Here is a 21,251-nt window from a genome sequence, read left to right as displayed (position 1 = left end):
GCTCAGGCCAGCACGACGACCGACCGCGCGGGCACCTCGACGACCAGCGGCTCGTCGGCGCCGCCGGGTGGCTGCACGACGCCGCCGTCCCAGGCCGCGACCACCTCCACCGGGCGCCCGACCGGGACCGGCACGGCAGCCGGCTCGTGCGCGAGGTTGAGCACGACGCGCGCGTCGCCGCGGTGCAGGACGAGGGCGCCCTGCCACGGTCCGTCGCCGGCGCCCTCGACCGCGTGCACGTCGAGCGCGGTCCGGCCGCGGTCGCCCGACGCGAGGTCGGGCACCGACCGGCGCAGCGCGACCAGCTCGCGGTACCAGTCGAGCAGGCGCGCGTGCTCGGGCTGCGCGGGCTCCGACCAGTCGAGCCTGCTCCGCTCGAACGTCGCCGGGTCACCCGGGTCGGGCACCTCGATGTCGCCCCCGTACAGCGCCTCCCAGCCGTGGCCGCCGAACTCCCTGGTCCGGCCCTCGCGGACCGCCTCGGCCAGCTCGGGCTCGGGGTGGTCGGTGAAGAACATCCACGGCGTGCGGGCGCCCCACTCCTCGCCCATGAACAGCAGGGGCGTGAAGGGGGAGAGCAGCACGAGCGCGGCCTGCGCCGCGAGCCCGCCGGCGTCGACGCGCGACGACGGCCGGTCGCCGAGCGCGCGGTTGCCCACCTGGTCGTGGTTGGAGTCGAACACGACGAACCGGTGCCCGTCGACGTCGTCGGGGACGGGGCGCCCCCACGGCTCGCCGCGGAACGTCGACAGCTCGCCGGTGTGCACGAAGGCGCCGGTCAGGGCCGTGCGGAGCGTCTCGGGGTCGCCGAAGTCGACGTAGTACCCGTGCCGCTCACCCGTGACGAGCGCGTGCACCGAGTGGTGCACGTCGTCGGCCCACTGGGCCGTCATGCCCCACCCGCCCTCGGACGTCGGCGTCACGGAGACGACGTCGTTGAGGTCGGTCTCGGCGACGAGCGAGAGCGGGCGGCCCAGCTCGGCCGACAGCGCCGCCACCTCGTCCGAGAGCTCCGCGAGCAGGTGCCGGGGCGACTCGTCGATCAGCGCGTGCACCGCGTCCAGGCGGAACGCGTCGACGTGGAAGTCGCGCGCGAAGCGCAGCACGCTGTCGAGGATCCACCGCCGGACGTGCTCGGAGCCGTCCTGGTCCAGGTTGATCGCGGCGCCCCACGGCGTGTGGTGCTCGTCGGTGAAGTACGGGCCGAACTCGTGCAGGTAGTTGCCGGAGGGGCCCAGGTGGTTGTGCACGACGTCGAGGCAGACGGCCAGCCCCCGGGCGTGCGCGGCGTCGACGAACGCCTGCAGCGCCTCGGGGCCGCCGTACGGCTCGTGCACGGCCCACAGCGCGACGCCGTCGTACCCCCAGCCGTGCCGGCCGTTGAACCCGGCCACGGGCAGCAGCTCGACCACGTCGACGCCGAGGGACACCAGGTGGTCCAGCCGCTCGATCGCGGACGTGAGCGTGCCCTGCGGCGTGAACGTGCCGGTGTGCAGCTCGTAGAACACCTTGCCCCGCACGTCGACGCCGCTCCAGCCGGTGTCGGTCCAGGCGAACCGGCCGGTGTCGAACACGCGCGCGGCGCCGTGCACGCCGTCCGGCAGCCACGCCGCCCGCGGGTCGGGGCGGGCGGGCCCGCCGTCGAGCGCGAACGCGTAGTCGGTGCCGTGCGGCAGCCGCACGTCGGCGCGCCACCAGCCCTGGCCGGCCGCGTCCATGGGGACGCGGACGCCGAGGCCGTGCGCGTCGGCGCGCGCGCCGGCGACGTCGAGGCCGTCGGGGGCCCCGGAGGGCAGCACGAGGTCGACGCGCGCCGCGTGGGGCGCCCAGACCTCGGGGACGTACGTCATGTCACTCCTCGTCGTGCACGAGCAGGGCGACGGGCAGGCGCTCCAGCAGGTCGGAGACCCGCTGCACACCGCCCGGCACCGGTCGGTCGGTCAGGACGTCGTGCCACGTGCCCTCGGGCAGCGCGACCGTGTGGTCGGCCCACCCGCCGAGCCGCTCCACCGCGGCGGCGAGCCGCGTCGTCACGACGGCGACCCGCGGCTGACCCGCGACGGTGCGCGCGTACGTGAGCGTGTGGCCCGACGAGTGCGGCAGGGGGACGAACCCGGCCTCGGGGCCCACGAAGGCCTCGGGCAGGTCGCGGCGCAGGCGCAGGGCGCGCGACGTCACGAGCATCTTCTCGTCGGCGAGCGTGCGGGGTCCCGCGCCGGCGTCGAGGCGGGCGAGCCGGGCGGCGAGCGCGTCGGCGTCGACCGGGCGGCGGTTGTCCGGGTCCACGAGGGACAGCACGGGCACCTCCGTCCCCTGGTAGACGTCCGCCACGCCGGGGACCGTCAGCTGCACGAGCTTGGTGCCGAGCGTGGCCGCGCGCACCGACTCGCGCGTGAACGCGTCCCACTCCGCCAGCAGCTCACGCACGCGCGGATCGGCCACCGCGCGCCGCGCCGCCGTGAGCACCGTCTCCTCGTACGCCTCGTCGGGCGCCGTCCACGCGGTGCGCGACTTCGCCTCGCGCATCGCCTTGGTGAGGTAGTCGACCAGGCGGTCCTCGTCGATGGGCGCCTCGCCGTCGAACGTGCCGACGAGCGTCTGCCACAGCAGGTACTCGGTGCGGCCGTCGAGCAGCGCGCCGCGGTACGGCGCCGACGTGCGGCGCAGGTCCTCGACGAGCCGCGACCACTCGAGCGGACGCTCCGACAGCACGCCGATGCGCGAGCGGGTGTCCTCGCCGCGCTTCGTGTCGTGCGTCGACAGCGTCGTCATGCCGAGCGGCGCCGCGGTCTGGGCACGGGACGCCCACGCCGCCAGGTCGGTCGGCGTGGTCGCGAACCGCTCGGGCTCGCCGCCGACCTCGCACAGCGCCACGAGGTGGGTCCACCGGTAGAACGCGGTGTCCTCGACGCCCTTGGCCATGACGGCCCCGCACGTCTGCTGGAAGCGGATGATCAGCTCGTCGCGCCGCGGGTCGCGCGTGCGCCCCGCGGAGCCGACCTCGCGCCCGAGCAGGAGGTCGACCAGCACCGACATCGTCTCGTGCCGCTCGCCGGGCAGCCGGCGCCGGGCCCGGTCGGCCGCGGCCTGCAGCACCGCGACCTGGTCGGGTGCCGCGGTCTCGCCGGGGACCACGTAGGCGCGGTACCGGTCGAACGCCACGAGCAGCTCGACGAGGCACTCCTCGATCGATCGCCACGTGTGGTCGCGCAGGCGCAGGTCCTCGTGGCAGATCTCCGCCGCGATGTTGGTCAGGCGGTGCACCTCGGCGTACAGCGGGCCGTCGACGATCTGCCGCTTGGCCTCGTCGACGACGGTCTCGAACGCGTCCGAGACGTCGCCGGTGAACCGGTGCATGACCGAGCCGAGCGGCGCGGCGCCGCCGGGGTCGACGAACGCCTGCTGGATGCGCCACAGCGCCTCGTAGCCGGTGCTGCCGGCGGTGTCCCAGTCGGCCGGCAGCTCCTCCTCGCCCGCGAGGATCTTCTCGACCACGACCCACGCGCCGTCGGCGGCCTCGCGCAGGCGCGCGAGGTAGCCGGACGGGTCCGCGAGGCCGTCGGGGTGGTCGATGCGCAGGCCGTCGATCACGCCGTCGCGCAGCAGCCGCAGCACGAGCGCGTGCGTCGCGTCGAAGACCTCCGGGTCCTCGACGCGGATCGCGACGAGCGTGCCGACGTCGAAGAAGCGCCGGTAGTTCAGCTCCTCGTCCGCGACCTTCCAGTACGCGAGCCGGTAGTGCTGACGCTCGACGAGCTCGGCGAGCGGCAGCGCCTCGGTCCCCGCCCGCACCGGGAAGACGTGGTCGTGGTAGCGCAGCGCCCACGTCGTGCCGACGCCCGGCACGTCCTCCTCGACGAGCCGCAGCTCGTCGCGGGCCAGGACGGCACCGATGCGGTCGCCGAGCACGGGCATGAGCACCGCGCCGTCGCCCGCGGACCAGTCGACGTCGAACCACGTCGCGAACGGCGACTCCGGCCCGTGCGTGAGCACGGACCAGAGCGCGCGGTTGTGCCACACGGGCGTGGGCACGGCCATGTGGTTCGGGACGATGTCGAGCACGAGGCCGAGGCCCGCGTCGTGCGCGGCGTCCGCGAGGCGGCGCAGGCCGTCCTCGCCGCCGAGCACGGGGGAGACCTCGTCGTGGTCGACGACGTCGTAGCCGTGCGTCGAGCCGGGGGCGGCCGTCAGCACGGGGGACAGGTACACGTGCGTCACGCCGAGACCGGCGTAGTACGGCACGCGCGCGGCCACGTCGTCGAACGTGAGGTCCGCGCCGAGCTGCACGCGGTACGTCGAGACGGGCACGCGGTGCGGGGGACGCACCAGCCGGCGCTCGGGGGTGCTGCGGGTCTCGGTCACGAGGTCGCCCGGACGATCCGCGCGGCCTCGCTCGACGCACCCGCGGCGACGCCGCCACCGGAGGCGGTCGGCCGCTCGGTGACCGGCGGACGCGTCAGCAGGACCATCGAGCGCGGCGCGAGCTGCACCTTGCCGCGGGCCTTGATCTGCTTGCCGGCCGGCACCGTCGCGTCGGTGTCGAGCACCGCCGTCCACACCGCCCCGTAGTCCGCGCCGGGCAGCTGGAACTGCGACTTCTCCCAGTGCCCGTTGAAGAGCAGCAGGAAGCTGTCGTCCACGATGTCCTGGCCGCGCATGTCGGGCTCGTCGATCGCGTCGCCGTTGAGGAACACCTGGACCGCGAACGCGTGCTCCGAGTCCCAGGCGGAGTCCTCCATGGGCCCGCCCGTGGGCGTGAGCCAGGCGATGTCGTGCAGGTCCGACTCGCCGCCGTGGTCGGCCGAGCCCGCGAAGAACCGGCGCTGCCGGAACACCGGGTGGTCGCGCCGCAGGTGCACGAGGCGCCGCGTGAACTCGAGCAGCGACATGCCGTCCTCGTCGAGGTCCCAGTCGACCCAGGTGATCTCGTTGTCCTGGCAGTACCCGTTGTTGTTGCCGCCCTGCGAGCGCCCGATCTCGTCGCCGTGGGCGATCATCGGCACGCCCTGCGACAGCAGGAGCGTCGCGAGGAAGTTGCGCTGCTGGCGCCCGCGCAGCGTGCGGATCGCCTGGTCGTCCGTGGGGCCCTCCGCGCCGCAGTTCCACGAGCGGTTGTGGCTCTCGCCGTCGCGGTTCTCCTCGCCGTTCGCCTCGTTGTGCTTCTCGTTGTACGAGACGAGGTCGGCGAGCGTGAAGCCGTCGTGCGCCGTGACGAAGTTGATGCTCGCGATCGGGCGTCGTCCCGTGTGCGCGTAGAGGTCGGACGACCCCGTCAGCCGGCTCGCGAACTGCCCGAGCGTCGACGGCTCGCCGCGCCAGAAGTCGCGCACGGTGTCCCGGTAGTCGCCGTTCCACTCCGACCACAGGGGCGGGAACCCGCCGACCTGGTAGCCGCCGTCGCCGAGGTCCCACGGCTCCGCGATCAGCTTGACCTGGGAGATGACCGGGTCCTGCTGGACGATGTCGAAGAACGCCGACAGGCGGTCCACCTCGTGGAACTGGCGGGCCAGGGTCGCCGCGAGGTCGAAGCGGAAGCCGTCGACGTGCATCTCGGTCACCCAGTAGCGCAGCGAGTCCATGATCAGCTGCAGCACGTGCGGCGACCGCATGAGCAGCGAGTTGCCGGTGCCCGTGGTGTCGAAGTAGTGCGCCGGGTCCTCGTCGACGAGCCGGTAGTAGCTGGCGTTGTCGATGCCGCGGAAGCTCAGCGTCGGGCCCAGGTGGTTGCCCTCGGCGGTGTGGTTGTAGACGACGTCGAGGATGACCTCGATGTTCGCCTCGTGCAGCGCCTTGACCATCGACTTGAACTCCTGCACCTGCTGCCCGGAGCTCGCGAGCGAGGCGTAGGCGTTGTGCGGTGCGAAGAAGCCGATCGTGTTGTAGCCCCAGTAGTTCGACAGCCCGCGCTCCTGCAGCGTCGGGTCGTTGACGAACTGGTGCACGGGCATGAGCTCGATGGCGGTCACGCCGAGGCTCGTCAGGTGCTCGATCACCGCGGGGTGCGCGAGGCCGGCGTACGTGCCGCGCAGCTCCTCGGGGACCGCCGGGTGCAGCTGCGTCAGGCCCTTGACGTGAGCCTCGTAGATGACCGACTCGTGGTACTCGTGCTGCGGCGGGCGGTCGTGCCCCCAGTCGAAGAACGGGTTCACCACGACCGAGGTCATGGTGTGGCCGCGCGAGTCGTCCTCGTTGCGCTCGTCCGGGGCGTCGAAGCGGTACGAGAACAGCGACGCGTCGCCGTCGATCTGCCCGTCGATCGCCTTCGCGTAGGGGTCCAGCAGCAGCTTCGAGGGGTCGCAGCGGTGGCCCTGCGCGGGGTCGTAGGGGCCGTGCACGCGGTACCCGTACCGCTGCCCGGGGGCGAGTCCGGGCACGTAGCCGTGCCACACGAAGGCGTCGACCTCGGGGAGGTCGAGACGGGTCTCGGTGCCGTCGGCGTCGAAGAGGCACAGCTCGACGCGCTCAGCCACGCCGGAGAACAGGGCGAAGTTCGTGCCGGTCCCGTCGTACGTGGCGCCGAGGGGGTAGGGGCGTCCGGGCCAGATTTGCATGGTGCACAGCGTGCCAGCGAGGAGGCGGCTCGGCCTGCCGAGCGGGGCCCTCCGCGGCGATGACGACCAAGGTCACAGCGCTGCGCGGCCCCGCGCGTGCCGTCAGCCGTGCCGTCAGCCCAGTGTGACGAGGGTGCGCACGTCGTCGTCGGGCAGGACGTCGGCCACCGCTCCGACGCGGACCGTGTCGAGGACCGCGACACCGCGGTGGACAGTCAGGAACGCGGTGTCGGACGCGTCACGCCCGGTCGCGACGCGCACCAGGGAGGGCCGCGGTGCGAGCGTCGTCGCGTCGAGGACGCGCCACGCGCCGTCCACCCAGGCCTCCGCGACGGCGTGGAAGTCCATCGGCGCGAGACCCGGCGCGTACACCGCGACGACCCGCGCCGGCACGTCCAGCGCGCGCAGCAGCGCGACGACGAGGTGCGCGTAGTCGCGGCACACGCCCTGGCGTGCGAGCAGGGTGCGCACGGCGCCGTCGGTCACCTGGCTCGAGCCCGGGACGTACGCGAGCTGCGTGCCGACCCACGACGACACCGCCGCCAGCAGGTCGACCCCGCGCAGGCCCGCGAACTGCGCACGCGCGGTGGGCCCGAGCGCGTCGGACTCGCAGTACCGGCTCGGGCGCAGGAACCACAGGCGGTCGGCCTCCGTGCCGCCGGGCACGGTCGCCTGCGTGCCGTGCACGGTCGCGCGGTAGTCGACGACGAGCGTGCCGGCGTCCGCGTCGACGACGTGCAGCCGCGTCCCGTGCGGGCCCGCGAGCTCCCGCACGGTCAGCGGCGCGCCGTCGAGTGTGACGGCGAGCGCCTCCTCGGGGTCGTGGGCGAGCGCGACCGCGACCTCGAGCACGAGGGTCGCCGCGGAGCGGACGGTGAGGGACAGGTGGGCCGTGACGTCGCGCTGCACGGGGCCATCGTGCCGGTCCGGGGCCCCGCCCGCGAGGGGCCGGGCTGAAAGGTTTCGCCGGATCGGTCGCTTCTGTCCCCGCCGGGGCGTCGGTTACCGTGACGACAGTCGCCGCGGACCTCCCGACGGCGGACCGACGAGGAGAGAACGAGGACCGGATGACGGATGCGTCGCGAGGCGGCCCCCGCCTCACCGTCATCGTCCCCACGTTCAACGAGGCGCCGAACGTCGCCGAGCTCGTGCGCCGCGTCGCCGCCGCCACGAGCGGCATCGACGCCGAGCTGCTGTTCGTCGACGACTCCACCGACGGCACCGCCGACGTCGTGCGCGCCGTCGCACCGACCGCCGGCCTGCCCGTGCGCGTGCTGCACCGCGACGAGCCGACGGGTGGCCTCGGCGGCGCCGTGGCGGAGGGGCTGCGGGCGTCGGACGCACAGCTCTGCCTCGTCATGGACGGCGACCTGCAGCACCCGCCGGAGCTCATCCCCACGATGGTGGCGCGCGCCGACGAGGAGGACGTCGACGTCGTCGTCGCGTCGCGCTACGTCGGCGACGGCAGCAGCGCGGGGTTGTCGGGGGTCGCGCGGCAGGCCGTCTCCTCCACGTCGACCGCGGTCACCCGCGCGATGTTCCCCGTGCGCCTGCGCGACTGCTCGGACCCCATGACCGGGTTCTTCCTCGTGCGCCGCAGCGCCGTCGACCTCGACGTGCTGCGCCCGCGTGGCTTCAAGATCCTGCTCGAGATCCTCGCGCGGCACCCCATGCGCGTCGTCGAGGTGCCGTTCGTGTTCGGCGAGCGGTTCGCCGGCCGGTCCAAGGCGAACGTGGCCCAGGGACTGCACTTCCTCTGGCAGCTCGGCGGTCTGCGGTTCGGGCGCATGTCCCGCTTCGCGATCATCGGCGGGCTGGGCGCCGTCGTGAACGTCGCGATCGTCGCGCTGCTGACCTCCCTCGGCGCGGGCTGGCTGCTCGCCGCCCTCGTCGCGGCCGAGCTGACGATCGTCGGCAACTTCCTGCTCCAGGAGCGGTTCGTGTTCCGCGACCTGCGGCACGAGGGCAAGGGCGCGTGGGCACGGTTCGGGCAGTCCTTCACGTTCAACAACGTCGAGACGCTCGTGCGCATGCCGGTCATGGCGCTGCTGGTCGAGACCATGCACGTCGCCGCGGTGCTCGCGACGGCCATCACCCTCGTCGTGGCCTTCGTCGCCCGGTTCACCTTCCACTCCCGGATCGTCTACCGCCCGCGCGAGAGCCGTCGCCGGGTGCACCTGAGCTCCTCCGGGCCCGCCGGCCCCACGGGCGACCGGCGCGACGGCGCGGCGCCCGGGCTCGAGGAGCCGGACGCGGTCGTGCCGTCCGACCGGCTCTGAGCGGCGGCGCGCGGGCGGGTGCGCTCGCGTGGAGCGGCCCGGGCGCCTCGCGTGGCGCGGCGCCCGCTCGTCCAGGAGCATCGGAGGACCGCGCGGTTGCGGGCACGGACCGCGACGGACCACGGCGCGAGGCGGAGGACCGATGAGCACCGACCACCCCGAGATCGACCGGACGCTGCTGACGACCTACATCGAGGACCACGTCGCCGGCGCGACCGGCGTCATCTCCCGGCTGGAGCGGCTCAGCCGGGTCGAGGAGCTCGGCGTGATGCGCGAGCCGCTCGGGCGGCTCGCGGCCGAGCTGCGCGAGGAGCGCGCCGCGCACCTGGCCACCGCGCGCGCGCTCGAGCTGTCGCTCTCGCGCGTCAAGCGGGTCGGCGCCCTGGTGGGCGAGCGCGTCGCCCGGCTCAAGCCGAACGGGCGCGTGGCCGGGCGCTCCCCGCTGTCCCTGGTGCTCGAGCTCGAGGTCGTCCGCTCCGGGCTCGAGGGCAAGCGGATGGGCTGGCTCACGCTGCGCGAGCACGCCGACGCGCTCGGGCTGGACGAGGCGCGCATCGAGCACTTCATCACCCGCTCGCGCGACCAGGCCGACCGCATCGAGGGCCTCGCCGCCACGGCGCGCGAACGCGCGTTCGCCCCGCACCTCGGCACGACGTCCGCCGACCGGGACTGAGCCGTCGCGCGTAGGCTCCTCGACCGCCGGGCGGGCTCCCCGCACGCGCGCACGACGGGAGACCATGCATGCCGCCGGACACCGACCTCCACCGCGACGCACGCCGCGACCCCCTGCACGAGTGGCTCGCCCACGCGGCGGCCGTGCTCGAGGTCGACCCCGCGCTCGTGGCCGACCTCTCCGACCCCGTGCTCGACATGGTGCGGGACGTCGCGCACGGTGTGGTCCGGCCCGCGGGACCCATGACCGCGTTCCTCGTGGGCGTCGTCGCCGGACGCGCCGGCGCCGCGGGCGCGGACCTGCCCGGCGTCGAGGCCCGGGTGCGTGAGGCGCTCGCCGACGTCGAGGACGAGCTGCGGCGGCGCGACGGCGCGCACTGACGCCGGCTCAGGAGCGCGCGCCCGGACCGTCCTCCCGGCGCGCCGCCGCGCGTGCACGGGCGAGGTCGGCCGCGTCGTCGACGTCGAGGACGTGCACGGCGGGCAGGTCCACGGTCACGATCCGCAGGTGCGCCCACAGCGCGCGGACCGGCCGGTCGGCGACCGGGCCGCGCAGCACCGCGCCGACCGCCGCGGTGCGGTACGCGCCGAGCAGGGGCTGCACGCGCCCGTCCGGCCCGGCGGCGAGGGCGGCGTCGGCCTCGGGTGCGCCGTCGAGAGCCGCCAGGAGGGCCGGCACGGCGCGGCCCGCGAAGGGCTGGTCGCCGGCCACGGCGACCAGCACGCGGGCGCCCGGTGCGGTGGCCAGGCCGGCGGCGAGCGCGGCGAGCGGGCCGGCCCCGCGTGGGTCCTCGCGGCACCAGCGGGCGTGCGGGACGTCGGCGCGCGCGGCCGCCGGGGGCGGGTCGGCGACGACCACGGTCGGCCACGCGGTGAGGTCGGCGAGCAGCCGCCGAAGCACGGTGCGGCCGCCGACGACCAGCGCCGTCTTGTCCCCGCCGCCGAGGCGGTGCGCCGTACCGCCGGCCGGGACGACGACGAGGACGTCGGGAGCGCCGGTCACGCGGCGGCCCCCGGGCGGGCGTCGAGCGCCGCCACCAGGCCGGCCACGTAGGCGGTCGCGGGCGCCGCGGCGACGTCCCGGGGTGCACCCCGCTGCACGACCCGGCCGTGCTCCACCACCGCGACGTCGTCGGCGACCGCGAGGGCGTCGGCGAGGGTGTGCGTCACGAGGACGGCCGGCACCCCGGCCGTCCGCACGTACCGGTGGACGACGTCGCGGGCGGTCGCCCGGCCGGGCGCGTCCAGGGCCGCGAACGGCTCGTCGAGCAGCAGCGCGGCCGGCTCGACCGCCAGGGCGCGCGCGAGCGCGACGCGCTGCGCCTGGCCGCCCGAGAGGCGGTGCGCCCGGGTGCGTGCGTGGGCGTCGACGGCGAGCGAGGTGAGCAGCCGGTCGGCGTGGTGGCGGGCGTCCGCGGCCCGCTCGCCCGCGGCGCGGCGGCCGAACGCCACGTTCTCGCGCGCCGTCAGGTGCGGGACCAGCAGCACGTCCTGCAGCACGACACCGAGGCGGCGGCGCTCCGGCGGCACGTCGACCCCCGTGGCCGCCTCCGCCAGCGTGCGGTCGCCGAGACGCACGTGGCCGCCGTCGAGCGGCACGAGGCCGGCGAGCGCCGCGACGGCGGTCGACTTGCCGCCGCCGTTCGGCCCGAGGACGGCCAGCACGGTGCCCGCGGGCACCCCGAGCACCGCGTCGAGGGTCCACGCGCCGCGCCGGACGACGACGTGCGCGTCCAGGGGCCCCGTCGGCGCGGGGGCGAGGTGCCGGTGCCGGCGACCGGACGCCGGCGTCACGGGGTGCCCGCCGCGTCGGGGACCGCGGCCGCCGGCCGCCGTGCGTCGTGGTGGTCGCCGGGCTGCGCGTCGGGACGCGCATCGCCCCGCGCCCCGGTGAGTGCGCCGGTCAGGCCGCCGACCCACCGCCCGCGCATGACGAGCAGCACCGCGACGGACAGCACCAGGAGCAGCAGCGACATGGCCACCGCGGCATCGGGGTCCGTGTCGAGCGCGAGGTGCACGGCGAGCGGCATCGTGCGGGTCGTGCCGGGGAAGCTGCCGGCGAAGGTGAGCGTCGCGCCGAACTCGCCGAGCGCGCGGGCGAAGCACAGGGCGGTCCCGGCGGCGATGCCGGGGGCGGCGGCCGGCAGGGTCACGCGCCGCACGACGTACCACCGGGACGCGCCGAGCGTCGCGGCGGCGGCCTCGCGGCGGGGGTCCGTGCCGCTGATCGCGCCCTCGACGGCCAGCACGAGGAACGGCAGCGCGACGAACGTCTGCGCGAGCACCACCGCCAGCGTGCTGAACGGCACGCTGACGCCGAACCACGCCTCCAGCTGCTGCCCGACGGGTCCGCGCCGCCCGAGCAGCAGGAGCAGCGCCACACCCCCCACGACGGGCGGCAGGACGAGCGGCACGGTCACCAGCGCCCGCACGAGCGAACGCCCCGGCAGGTCGGCCCGCGCGAGCACCCACGCGAGGGGCACGCCCACGACCAGGCACACCACCGTGCTGGTGGCCGCGGTCGTGAGGGACAGCCGCAGGGCGTCGATGACGGCGGGGTCGAGCACGCGGGCGCCGAGGTCCGCCCACGGCGTGGCGGTCACGAGCGCCAGCAGCGGCGCGAGCAGCAGGGCGAGCCCGAGGCCCGCCGGGACCAGCAGCGCGAGGGGTGCGGGGCGGCGGCGCGTCACGGCGTCGTGAACCCCGCGGCCTGCAGCGCGGCGGCACCGTCGGGTCCGCTCAGGTGCGCGACGACGGCGCGGGCGGCGGCCGGGTTGGGGGCGCCGGGCACGGCCAGCGCCAGGTACCGGGTGGTGACCCGGCGCGCGGCCGGCACGTCGACGGCCTCGACCTGCGCACCGGCGGCCAGGACGTCGGTGCGGTAGACGAGCGCCGCGTCGACCTCGCCGAGCCGCACCTTGGTGAGCGTGGCGCGGGCGTCCTGCTCGAGGGTGTCGGGGGACGCGGTGACGCCCGCCGACGCGAGGACCTCGGCCGCCACGGCGCCGCACGGCACGGACGGGTCGCACAGCGCGATCGTCCGGTCCGGGTCGGCGAGGTCCGCCAGGCCGGTGATGCCGCCGGGGTTGCCCGCCGGCACCGCGATCTGGAGCGTGTTCGCAGCGACGAGGACCGGGGTGCCGCCGAGCGCGTCGGTCACCGTGGCCATCGTGCCCTCGCTCGCCGTCACCAGGACGTCCGCGGGCGCGCCGGCGACGACCTGGGCGGCGAGCGTCGAGCTGGCGGCGAGGCCGGTGCGGACGTCGAGCCCCGGGTGCCGCTCCTCCAGGTCCTCCGTGACGTCGGCGAGCACGTCGGTGAGCGAGGCCGCCGCCAGGACGACGACCGTGCCGCGGGGCGGGCCGCCGGCGCCGGCCGGCGCGTCCCGGGGCGCCGCCCCCGCACCGGTGCCCGCGCACGCCGCGAGGCCCGTGAGCAACGCGCCCACGGCGGCCGCCGCGCACGCCGCACGCCGGGTGCTCACGCGCGCTCCACGTGGTCGACCGCGACGTTCGTCGCCTTCACCGACGCCACTGCGACGACGCCCGGTTCGAGCCCGAGCTCGTCGGCCGCCTCACGGCTGATGAGCGACACCACGCGGAACGGCCCCGCCTGCAGCTCGACCTGCGCCATGACGCCGTCGCGCACGACCCGGGTGACGATGCCCCGCAGGCGGTTGCGCGCGGAGTGGCGCGTGCGGCCCGTGTCGTCGGCGCTCTGCTCGTCGGCGACCTCCTGCGCGAGCCGGGCGAGGTCGGCGCCCTCGATCTCGTGCCGGCCGGACGCCGTCCGCGTCGAGCGCAGCCGTCCCGCGTCGACCCACCGGCGGACGGTGTCGTCGCTGACTCCCAGGAGGCTCGCCGCCTCGCCCACGCGGTACCGCATGGCGCCACGGTACGCGAGCAGACGCCGCGCGTGCGGCGCTGGGGCGGCCCGGTCGCCGCGGATGCGGCGCGCGCGCCACCGGGGCAGGACCGCCGCGGCGCGGCGCGCGGCGCCCGCCTAGGGTGGCGCCGTGACCGCGCGCGACTCCTCCCGCACCACCGCCCCCGGGCGGCGCGTCGTCGGCGCGGAGGTCACGACCGGCCCGGTGGACGTCGACGCGCTCGCCGCGACGGTCGCCGACGCCGCGGCCGGGGCGGTCGTCACGTTCGCGGGCGTCGTGCGCGACCACGACCACGGGCGCGCGGTCACGGGCATCGAGTACGTCGCGCACCCGGACGCGGGTGCCGTGCTCGCGCGCGTCGCCGCGGACGTCGCGGCTCGCACCCCGGTCGACGCCGTCGCGGTGGTGCACCGCGTGGGCGCGCTCGCCGTGGGCGAGGCGGCCCTCGGCGTCGCGGTGAGCGCGGCGCACCGCCAGGAGGCGTTCGCGGCCGCGGCGCTGCTCGTCGACGAGGTCAAGGAGCACCTGCCCGTGTGGAAGCGGCAGGTGTTCGCCGACGGCACGCACGAGTGGGTCAACTGCGCCTGACCGCGGCGCCCGGTGCCCCGCGAACGTGGACCGCGACGTGCCCCGCGACGCGGCCGCGTCGCTCAGCCGCCCGCGAACGGCGGCAGCACGTCCACGACCGCCGGCGCCCCGAGCGGCTCGTCGCGGTCGCGGCGCAGGGCGCCGTCCACGAGCAGCGCGCACACCGCGAGCACGTCGCGCAGGCGCCCGCCGTGGCGGGCCGCGAGGGCGTCGAGGAACGACCCCACCGTGGCGTCGGCCGCGACGTCCACGCGCTCCTCCGCCACGCCCGCGGCCTCGTGCGCGGCGGCGAAGTAGCGGACCGCGACGCTGCGGGCGGCCCCGCCGGCGGGTGCGGGGACCGTGGCCGCTGCCGGGGTGGCAGGGGACGGCGCGGTGCCGGCGGGGTGGGTGCGGGCCGGGTCGGTGGTGGTCACGTCATCCTCCGATCGCGCTCATGGTCCGGGCGGGCTGCAGGAAGCCCACGTCGTCGATGCCGTGCCCGGGCTTCTTGCCCCACATCGCGGCGCGCCACGCGTCGGCGACGGCGTCGTCGTCCGCGCCGCCGCGCAGCAGGCCGCGCAGGTCGCGCTCCTCGCGCGCGAAGAGGCAGCTGCGGACCTGGCCGTCGGCGGTGAGGCGCGTGCGGTCGCAGGCCCCGCAGAACGGCCGGGTGACGGAGCCGATGACGCCCACGGTCGCGCCGGGACGCCCCCGCACCGTCCACGTCTCGGCGGGTGCGCCGCCGCGGGCGTCGACGGGCTCGGGCACGAGGTCGAACACCGCGGTCAGGGCGTCGAGGATCTCGCCGGCCGTCACGAGGTCGCCGCGGTCCCACGAGCCCGCGGGCCCGAGCGGCATCTGCTCGATGAACCGCAGGTGGTACCCGTGCTCGAGCGCCCAGGCGAGCAGCGGCACCGCCTCGTCGTCGTTGACGCCCCGCACGAGGACGGTGTTGACCTTGACCGGGCCCAGGCCCGCGTCGCGCGCGGCGCGCAGCCCGGCCAGCACGTCGGCGAGCCGGTCGCGGCGCGTGATCGCCGCGAACCGCGCCGGCTGCAGGGAGTCCAGCGAGACGTTGACGCGGCCCAGGCCGGCCGCGGCCAGCGCGCGCGCCCGCTTGTCCAGGCCGAGGGCGTTCGTCGTCAGGGCCGTGGTGACCGGCGCGCCGTCGGGGGTGCGCAGCGCGGCGGTCGCCGCCACGATGCCCTCGAGCCCGCGCCGCAGCAGCGGCTCGCCGCCCGTGAACCGGACCTCGCGCACGCCGAGCCGCTCGACCGCGACGCGCACGAGGCGTGCGACCTCGGCGTCGGTCAGGACGCTCTCGTCGGGCGCCCAGGGCAGCCCCTCGGCCGGCATGCAGTACGTGCACCGCAGGTTGCACCGGTCCGTCAGGGAGACCCGCAGGTCGGTCGCGGCGCGCCCCCAGGGGTCGACCAGGCCGTCGCCCCGCAGCCGCGCGGTGGGCGCCCGCGACGACCCGGTGGCCCGCGTGCGCTCCGGCCGCGCGGACGGCCGGTCCGGCGGGCCGCCCCGGGCGGGCACCGGCCCGATCGCGACCGGCACCGGGTCGCGGGGCGTGACGGGCTCCATCGGGCCGATCATACGGACGGCCGCCGCGGCGGCGCCCCGGCGGCCGGCCCCGGAGGCCGGGCGCGCCGGGCCCGGCCGCGACGGCACTAGGTTGGCCGCATGCCCGACGCACCCGCCCCCCGTGCCGCCGGGCCGGCCCGGGACGCGACCGGCCCCGACCGGAGCGGCCCCGGCCGGGTCGTCCGCACGCTCGACGAGCACGCCGCGGCCGTGCTGGCGCTCGGCGCGCCGCTGCCCGCTCGTCGCGTGCCGCTGGCCGAGTCGCTGGGTACCGCGCTGGCCGCCGACGTCGTGTCCGCCGTCGACCTGCCGCCCTGGGACAGCTCCGCCATGGACGGGTACGCGCTGCGCGCCGCGGACCTGCGCGCCGGGGCCGTCCTGCGCGTCGCGGACGACGTGCCGGCCGGGGAGACGCGGGCCGTGACCGTCCCGCCGGGGGCCGCGGTGCGGATCATGACCGGCGCACCGGTCCCGGCGGGCGCCGACACGGTGGTGCCCGTCGAGCGGACCGACGGCGGGACCGACCGCGTGACGTTCCACGACGTCGTGCCGCCCGGTGCGCACGTGCGCCGGCGCGGCGAGGACGTGCGCGCGGGCGACGTCGTCCTGCGGGCCGGCGACGTGCTCGGACCTGCCGCTCTCGGTCTGCTCGCGGCGACCGGCCACGTGGACGCGCCCGTGCACGCGCGCCCGCGCGTCGCCGTGGTGTCCACCGGCAGCGAGCTGGTCACGGGCGGCGGGCCGCTCGCCCACGGTCAGATCCACGAGTCGAACGGCGTGCAGCTCGCCGCGGCCGCCCGCGCCGCGGGGGCCGACGTCGTCGACGTGCGGGTCCTGGGCGACGACGTGCCGGACGTGCTGCGCGTCCTCGAGGAGCTGGGCGCGCGCGCGGACGTGGTCGTGACGACGGGCGGGGTGTCGGTCGGCGCCTACGACGTGGTGCGGGACGCGCTCGTCGCCGGCGGGCACGGCGAGCTGGTGCACGTGCGGATGCAGCCGGGCAAGCCGCAGGGCGTCGGGCGCCTCCCGTCGGGCACGCCCGTGCTGAGCCTGCCCGGCAACCCCGTGAGCGCGCACGTGTCGTTCGAGGTGTTCGTGCGGCCGCTGCTGCGCCGCCTGCTGGGCGCGCGCGACGTGCACCGCCGTCGCGTCCGGGCGACGCTCGCCGCGGACGTGGACTCGCCCGCCGGCCGCCGGCAGCTGCTGCGCGCCCGGCTCGACTGGTCCGGGGGCACGCCGGTCGCCACGGCCGTCGGGGGTCCCGGCTCGCACCTGCTCGGCGCGCTCGCGCGGGCCGACGCGCTCGTGGACGTCCCCGCGGAGGCGACGCACGTCGGCGCGGGGGAGACGGTGACCGTGGTGGACCTGAGGGAGGCGGACGCGTGAGCGACGCGGAGAAGGGGGCGCCCGTGCGCCTGACGCACGTGGACGAGCGCGGTGCGGCGCGCATGGTGGACGTCGCGGACAAGCCGGTCACGGTGCGCAGCGCGCACGCGTCCGGCCGGTTGGTGACCACGCCGGAGGTGGTGGCGCTGCTGCGCGGCGAGGGGGTGCCGAAGGGCGACGCGCTCGCGGTGGCGCGGATCGCCGGCATCCAGGCGGCCAAGCGCACGCCCGACCTGGTGCCCCTGTGCCACCCGCTCGCGATCCACGGGGTCGAGGTGGACCTGACCGTCGAGGACGACGGCGTGCGGATCGACGCGCGCGTGCGCACCGCCGACCGCACGGGCGTCGAGATGGAGGCGCTCACGTGCGTCGCCGTCGCGGGGCTCACGCTCGTCGACATGGTGAAGGCCGTCGACCGCGCCGCGTCGATCACCGACGTCCGCGTCGAGGCCAAGGAGGGCGGGCGCAGCGGTGCCTGGCACCGTGCCTGAGGGACCCGCGGCCGCGGGTGGGTCGGCCATCGCGCCCGGTCCGCGGACGAGCAGCGCCGTCGTCGTCACCGCGTCGGACCGCGCCGCCGCGGGGGAGTACCCGGACCGCTCCGGGCCCGTGCTGGTGGAGGCGCTGCGCCGGCTCGGCTTCGCCGTGGGCGACCCGGTCGTCGTGCCGGACGGGGCACCGGTGGAGGCGGCGCTGCGGGACGCGGTCGCCGCCGGGGCGTCGCTCGTGCTGACGAGCGGCGGGACGGGGCTGTCGCCGCGGGACCGCACGCCCGAGATGACGCGGCGCGTGCTGGACCGGGAGGTGCCCGGCATCGCGGAGGCGCTGCGCGCCGACGGGGCGGCGCGCGGCGTGCCGGCGGCGATGCTGTCCCGCGGCGTCGCGGGTGTCGCCGGCCGCACGCTCGTGGTCAACGTCGCGGGGTCGACGGGCGCCGCGCGGGACGCCGCGGACCTGCTCGGACCCGTGCTCGTGCACGCCGTGCAGCAGCTGCGCGGCGCCGACCACGGCTGACGCGCCCGCCCGCCCGCGCCCCGGTCAGGGGACGACGAGCCCGGGGTCCACCTCGCGCGCCCACGCGACGAGGCCGCCGTCGAGGTTGCGCACGTCCCGCACGCCCGCCGCGCGCGCGTAGGCCGCCGCCCGCCCCGAGCGCATCCCGGACCGGCACACCAGCACGAGCGTGCGGTCGGGGTCGAGGCCGGTCAGCGCGGAGCCGTCCGCCCAGGCGCCGAGCGGCACGAGGCGGGCGCCGGGCAGCGTGCCGGCAGCGGTCTCGCCCGGCTCGCGGACGTCCACGACGTCCACGTCGGCGGCCCCGGCGTCGCGAGCCGCGAGCAGGTCGCGCAGGCCGGCGGGCGTGAGCTCGCCGGCCGGGGTGCCGGGGGTGTCGGTGCGGGCGCTGTCGGTGCGGGCGCTGTCGGGGCGGGGATCGGTCACCACGTCGACGCTACCCTCCGGCGGCGGCGGCGTGCGGCGGGCGGGCTGTGGCCGCACCGGGACCTCGCGCCACGTGGCGTCGAACGCGTCGAGCACCGCGACCCGCCCGAGCAGGGTGCGCCCCGTCCCGCACACGAGCTTGACCGCCTCGACCGCCATCGCGGCGCCCGCGGCCGCGCACACCGCGCCCAGCACGCCGTCCTCGGCGCACGACGGCACGGTGCCCGGCGCGGGCGGCTCCCCGAACACGTCGCGCAGGTCGACACCGCCGCCGGGCGCGGCGGCCCAGAACACGCTGACCTGTGCGTGGCCGCGCAGGACGGACCCCCACACCCACGGCAGCCCGAGGCGGGCGCACGTGTCGTTGACCAGGTACCGGGTGGCGAAGTTGTCGGTGCCGTCCACCACCAGGTCGTAGCCGCGCAGCAGCTCGTCGGCGTTGTGCGCGGTGAGGCGCAGCGCGTGCGTCCGGACCTCGACGTCGGGGTTCAGCCCGCGCAGGCGCTCGGCCGCCGACACCACCTTCGGCCGGCCGACGGCGGCCAGGTCGTGCACCACCTGCCGCTGCAGGTTCGAGGCCTCGACGACGTCGTCGTCCACGACGCCGATCGTCCCGACGCCCGCGGCCGCCAGGTACAGCAGCGCGGGGGAGCCGAGGCCGCCCGCACCCAGCACGAGGACCCGTGCGGCCAGCAGGCGCCGCTGCCCGACCTCGCCGACCTGCGCGAGGGCGAGGTGCCGCGCGTACCGGTCGACCTGCCCGGGCGTGAGGGGCGGGCCGGGCGCGACGAGCGGCGCGAGGGGCGACGTCATCCGTGGGGGTGGCGCGCGACGCTGGTCACGGTCGTCAGCAGCACGACGGAGTCCTCGAGGGCGAGGACGGAGTGCCGCTCGTGCGTGAGCGCCCACAGCTCGCCGGCGCCGACCTCCTGCTGCACCTCGTCGCCGACGTGCACCCGCACGCGCCCGCGCAGGGTCTGCAGGCTCGCCGCGGGCGGCGACGCGTGCTCGCCGAGCTCGGAGCCGGCGGTCAGCGCGATGACGGTCTGCCGCAGCTCGCCGTCGTGCACGACGAGCTCAGCGCTGCGCCCGTGCGCGTCGGCGCGCGCCAGGTCGAGGTGGGTGGTCACGAGGGCGTCCAGGTCGGGCATGTGCCCATCCTGGCAGCCGCTGCCGCACCTGCCCGTCGGGGTGCACCCGTCGGCGGCACTTCTCACACCCCGGCCGGGGGCCGTGTGCGGAAGACGTTCGCAGCGGGTTACGCCAGGTCGTGGTCGGGCGAAACACGACATCCCTAGCGTCGTCGGTACACGGACCGCACCGGACCGTCGCCCGCGCACCGCAGCCCCCGCACCGCAGCCCCTGCACTGCAGCCCCGCACCACGCACACGGCCCAGGCCCCGCCTGCGGCCCGGACGCCCCACCCGTGCCGCGCCCGTCGCGCACCCCGACGCCCGGAGGCCCCCGTGACCCAGACCACCACCCCCCAGGCGGCACCCGCCGACCCGGCGCTCGCACCCCCGAGCGCCGGTGCCCTGACGTTCCGCCGCGGCCGCTGGATCGACGGCTGGGACCCGGAGGACGGCGAGCAGTGGCGCACCGTCGGGCGGGCGATCGCGCGCCGCAACCTCGGCCTGTCCGTGTTCGCCGAGTTCCTCGGGTTCGCCGTGTGGGCGCTGTGGAGCATCGTCGTGCCGCGGCTGCCGCTGGCCGGCTTCACGCTCACCGTCGACCAGATGTTCTGGCTCATCGCGATCCCCAGCCTGGTCGGCGCGACGCTGCGCATCCCGTACACCTTCGCGGTGCCGCTGTTCGGGGGGCGCAACTGGACCATCGTCTCGGCCCTGCTCCTGCTGATCCCGACGATCGCCCTCGCCGTCGTCGTGCAGGACCCCGACACCTCGTTCGGCGTGATGCTGGCGGTCGCCGCGCTCGCCGGCATCGGCGGGGGCAACTTCGCGTCCTCGATGGCCAACATCTCGTTCTTCTACCCCGAGCGGGAGAAGGGCAAGGCCCTCGGTCTCAACGCGGCGGGCGGCAACATCGGCACCGCGGCCGTCCAGCTCGCGGTCCCCACCGTCGTGACCCTCGGTGCCGTGATCTCGCTCGAGCGCGCGGGCTACATGTTCATCCCCCTGGTGCTCGTCGCGGCGGTCCTCGCGTGGCGGTACATGGACAACCTGTCGAACGCGAAGTCGGACCCGCGCGCCTACGGGGTCGCGGCCCGCGCCCGGCACACCTGGATCATCTCGTTCATCTACATCGGCACCTTCGGCTCGTTCATCGGGTTCTCGGGCGCGTTCCCGACCCTGCTGAGCAACCAGTTCCCGGAGGTCACGCTCTCCATCGCGTTCCTCGGTGCCCTCGTCGGCTCCGTGGCGCGACCGGCGGGCGGTGCGCTCGCCGACCGGTTCGGCGGCGCACGCGTCACCGTCCTGGCGTTCGCGGTGATGGCGATCGGCACCGTCGGGGCGATCCTCGCCCTGCGGGCGCAGGCGTTCGCGCTGTTCTTCGCCTCGTTCCTGCTGCTGTTCCTCGCCACGGGCGCCGGCAACGGCTCGGTGTACCGGATGATCCCCGCCGTCTTCCGGTTCGGCGCCGGGGACGACGCCGACCGTGCGCGCCGCGCCAAGGCCGCCGCCGGGTGCATCGGCATCGCGGGCGCCGTCGGTGCGGTGGGCGGGTTCCTGATCCCGCGCGGCTTCGCGATCTCGACGTCGATGACCGGCTCCATCCAGGCGGCGCTGTGGGTGATCGTCGGGCTGTACGCGGTCATGGCCACCACCACGTGGGTCGTGTACCAGCGCCGCGGGTCCCGGTTCGGCACGACGGTCATCTGACCGGGCACCCGACGCACGACACCCCGGAGGGCACCCG

At 76.6% G+C, this 21,251-nt stretch carries 21 protein-coding genes; 8 read left to right on the top strand and 13 right to left on the bottom strand.

Annotated features, from left to right (window positions below; genetic code table 11):
* Nucleotides 1-2 precede the first annotated feature (2 nt).
* The 4 genes from treZ to E5225_RS09450 all read right to left on the bottom strand — a co-directional run bounded on the left by treZ (nt 3) and on the right by E5225_RS09450 (nt 7,460).
* A complete protein-coding gene (gene treZ / locus E5225_RS09465) occupies nt 3-1,850 on the bottom strand; it encodes a malto-oligosyltrehalose trehalohydrolase (protein WP_135974424.1) in 1,848 nt (615 codons plus the stop codon).
* Between the two features lies 1 nt (nt 1,851).
* Nucleotides 1,852-4,362: a malto-oligosyltrehalose synthase gene (treY, locus tag E5225_RS09460; RefSeq protein ID WP_135974422.1), complete on the bottom strand. Its 2,511-nt coding sequence runs from the start codon at nt 4,360-4,362 to the stop codon at nt 1,852-1,854.
* The gene (gene glgX, locus E5225_RS09455) at nt 4,359-6,551 is read right to left on the bottom strand and encodes a glycogen debranching protein GlgX (RefSeq protein WP_135974420.1); all 2,193 of its coding nucleotides are present in this window, start codon (nt 6,549-6,551) and stop codon (nt 4,359-4,361) included. Before glgX ends, treY begins: the two co-directional genes overlap by 4 nt.
* A gap of 114 nt (nt 6,552-6,665) precedes the next feature.
* Nucleotides 6,666-7,460 (bottom strand): transglutaminase-like domain-containing protein, encoded by a 795-nt coding sequence (locus E5225_RS09450; RefSeq protein WP_135974418.1) that lies wholly within the window; start codon nt 7,458-7,460, stop codon nt 6,666-6,668.
* Between the two features lie 158 nt (nt 7,461-7,618).
* Here E5225_RS09450 and E5225_RS09445 point away from each other — a divergent pair, with 158 nt between their 5' ends.
* The 3 genes from E5225_RS09445 (at nt 7,619) to E5225_RS09435 (ending at nt 9,883) form a co-directional block, all read left to right on the top strand.
* Nucleotides 7,619-8,830, top strand: a complete 1,212-nt coding sequence (locus tag E5225_RS09445; RefSeq protein WP_135974416.1) for a glycosyltransferase — start codon at nt 7,619-7,621, stop codon at nt 8,828-8,830.
* Nucleotides 8,831-8,972: 142 nt separating this feature from the next.
* Entirely contained in the window at nt 8,973-9,503 is a 531-nt protein-coding gene (locus E5225_RS09440) for a hypothetical protein (protein ID WP_135974414.1), read from the top strand.
* Nucleotides 9,504-9,571: 68 nt separating this feature from the next.
* Nucleotides 9,572-9,883, top strand: a complete 312-nt coding sequence (locus tag E5225_RS09435; RefSeq protein WP_243738345.1) for a DUF6457 domain-containing protein — start codon at nt 9,572-9,574, stop codon at nt 9,881-9,883.
* A 7-nt stretch (nt 9,884-9,890) separates the two neighbouring features.
* On the opposite strand, the gene E5225_RS09430 is transcribed toward E5225_RS09435, so the two are convergent.
* The 5 genes from E5225_RS09430 to E5225_RS09410 are packed head-to-tail and all read right to left on the bottom strand — an operon-like array spanning nt 9,891 to nt 13,387.
* A complete protein-coding gene (locus E5225_RS09430; RefSeq protein ID WP_135974412.1) occupies nt 9,891-10,505 on the bottom strand; it encodes an NTP transferase domain-containing protein in 615 nt (204 codons plus the stop codon).
* The gene (locus tag E5225_RS09425) at nt 10,502-11,296 is read right to left on the bottom strand and encodes an ABC transporter ATP-binding protein (RefSeq protein ID WP_166436018.1); all 795 of its coding nucleotides are present in this window, start codon (nt 11,294-11,296) and stop codon (nt 10,502-10,504) included. The genes E5225_RS09430 and E5225_RS09425 overlap by 4 nt, the downstream gene beginning before the upstream one ends.
* A complete protein-coding gene (locus tag E5225_RS09420; protein WP_135974408.1) occupies nt 11,293-12,192 on the bottom strand; it encodes an ABC transporter permease in 900 nt (299 codons plus the stop codon). The genes E5225_RS09425 and E5225_RS09420 overlap by 4 nt, the downstream gene beginning before the upstream one ends.
* Nucleotides 12,189-12,986 carry a molybdate ABC transporter substrate-binding protein gene (modA, locus tag E5225_RS09415; protein ID WP_136225397.1) on the bottom strand — a complete coding sequence of 266 codons (798 nt, stop codon included), beginning with the start codon at nt 12,984-12,986 and terminating at the stop codon, nt 12,189-12,191. The genes E5225_RS09420 and modA overlap by 4 nt, the downstream gene beginning before the upstream one ends.
* Nucleotides 12,983-13,387 (bottom strand): TOBE domain-containing protein, encoded by a 405-nt coding sequence (locus tag E5225_RS09410; protein WP_135975608.1) that lies wholly within the window; start codon nt 13,385-13,387, stop codon nt 12,983-12,985. Before E5225_RS09410 ends, modA begins: the two co-directional genes overlap by 4 nt.
* Nucleotides 13,388-13,517: 130 nt before the next feature.
* On the opposite strand from E5225_RS09410, the gene E5225_RS09405 reads away from it, so the two are divergent.
* Nucleotides 13,518-13,976: a molybdenum cofactor biosynthesis protein MoaE gene (locus E5225_RS09405; RefSeq protein WP_135975609.1), complete on the top strand. Its 459-nt coding sequence runs from the start codon at nt 13,518-13,520 to the stop codon at nt 13,974-13,976.
* Between the two features lie 62 nt (nt 13,977-14,038).
* Here E5225_RS09405 and E5225_RS17925 read toward each other — a convergent pair whose 3' ends face one another.
* On the bottom strand, nt 14,039-14,392 hold the full coding sequence (locus E5225_RS17925; RefSeq protein WP_135975611.1) for a MoaD/ThiS family protein: 354 nt from the start codon (nt 14,390-14,392) through the stop codon (nt 14,039-14,041).
* A gap of 1 nt (nt 14,393) precedes the next feature.
* Entirely contained in the window at nt 14,394-15,548 is a 1,155-nt protein-coding gene (gene moaA, locus E5225_RS09395; protein ID WP_136225395.1) for a GTP 3',8-cyclase MoaA, read from the bottom strand.
* A gap of 99 nt (nt 15,549-15,647) precedes the next feature.
* Between moaA and E5225_RS09390 the strand changes: the two genes are divergently transcribed.
* From E5225_RS09390 to E5225_RS09380, 3 genes are all read left to right on the top strand, one after another.
* Nucleotides 15,648-16,934 carry a molybdopterin molybdotransferase MoeA gene (locus tag E5225_RS09390; protein ID WP_135975128.1) on the top strand — a complete coding sequence of 429 codons (1,287 nt, stop codon included), beginning with the start codon at nt 15,648-15,650 and terminating at the stop codon, nt 16,932-16,934.
* 62 nt (nt 16,935-16,996) lie between these two features.
* Nucleotides 16,997-17,425 carry a cyclic pyranopterin monophosphate synthase MoaC gene (gene moaC / locus E5225_RS09385; protein WP_135975130.1) on the top strand — a complete coding sequence of 143 codons (429 nt, stop codon included), beginning with the start codon at nt 16,997-16,999 and terminating at the stop codon, nt 17,423-17,425.
* The gene (locus tag E5225_RS09380) at nt 17,418-17,948 is read left to right on the top strand and encodes a MogA/MoaB family molybdenum cofactor biosynthesis protein (protein ID WP_166436050.1); all 531 of its coding nucleotides are present in this window, start codon (nt 17,418-17,420) and stop codon (nt 17,946-17,948) included. Before moaC ends, E5225_RS09380 begins: the two co-directional genes overlap by 8 nt.
* A 24-nt stretch (nt 17,949-17,972) precedes the next feature.
* Here the strand turns inward: E5225_RS09380 and E5225_RS09375 are convergent, their stop codons facing one another.
* Both E5225_RS09375 and E5225_RS09370 read right to left on the bottom strand, forming a co-directional pair.
* Nucleotides 17,973-19,187, bottom strand: coding sequence for a ThiF family adenylyltransferase (locus E5225_RS09375; protein ID WP_135975124.1), 1,215 nt, complete (start codon nt 19,185-19,187; stop codon nt 17,973-17,975).
* A complete protein-coding gene (locus tag E5225_RS09370; RefSeq protein WP_135975123.1) occupies nt 19,184-19,525 on the bottom strand; it encodes a cupin domain-containing protein in 342 nt (113 codons plus the stop codon). The genes E5225_RS09375 and E5225_RS09370 overlap by 4 nt, the downstream gene beginning before the upstream one ends.
* A 315-nt stretch (nt 19,526-19,840) precedes the next feature.
* Here E5225_RS09370 and E5225_RS09365 point away from each other — a divergent pair, with 315 nt between their 5' ends.
* Nucleotides 19,841-21,214 carry an MFS transporter gene (locus E5225_RS09365; RefSeq protein WP_135975121.1) on the top strand — a complete coding sequence of 458 codons (1,374 nt, stop codon included), beginning with the start codon at nt 19,841-19,843 and terminating at the stop codon, nt 21,212-21,214.
* The last annotated feature ends 37 nt before the right edge of the window (nt 21,215-21,251 follow it).

Source organism: Cellulomonas shaoxiangyii, from assembly GCF_004798685.1.
GTDB lineage: Bacteria > Actinomycetota > Actinomycetes > Actinomycetales > Cellulomonadaceae > Cellulomonas > Cellulomonas shaoxiangyii.
This window is presented reverse-complemented; position numbering and strand designations above follow the sequence as displayed.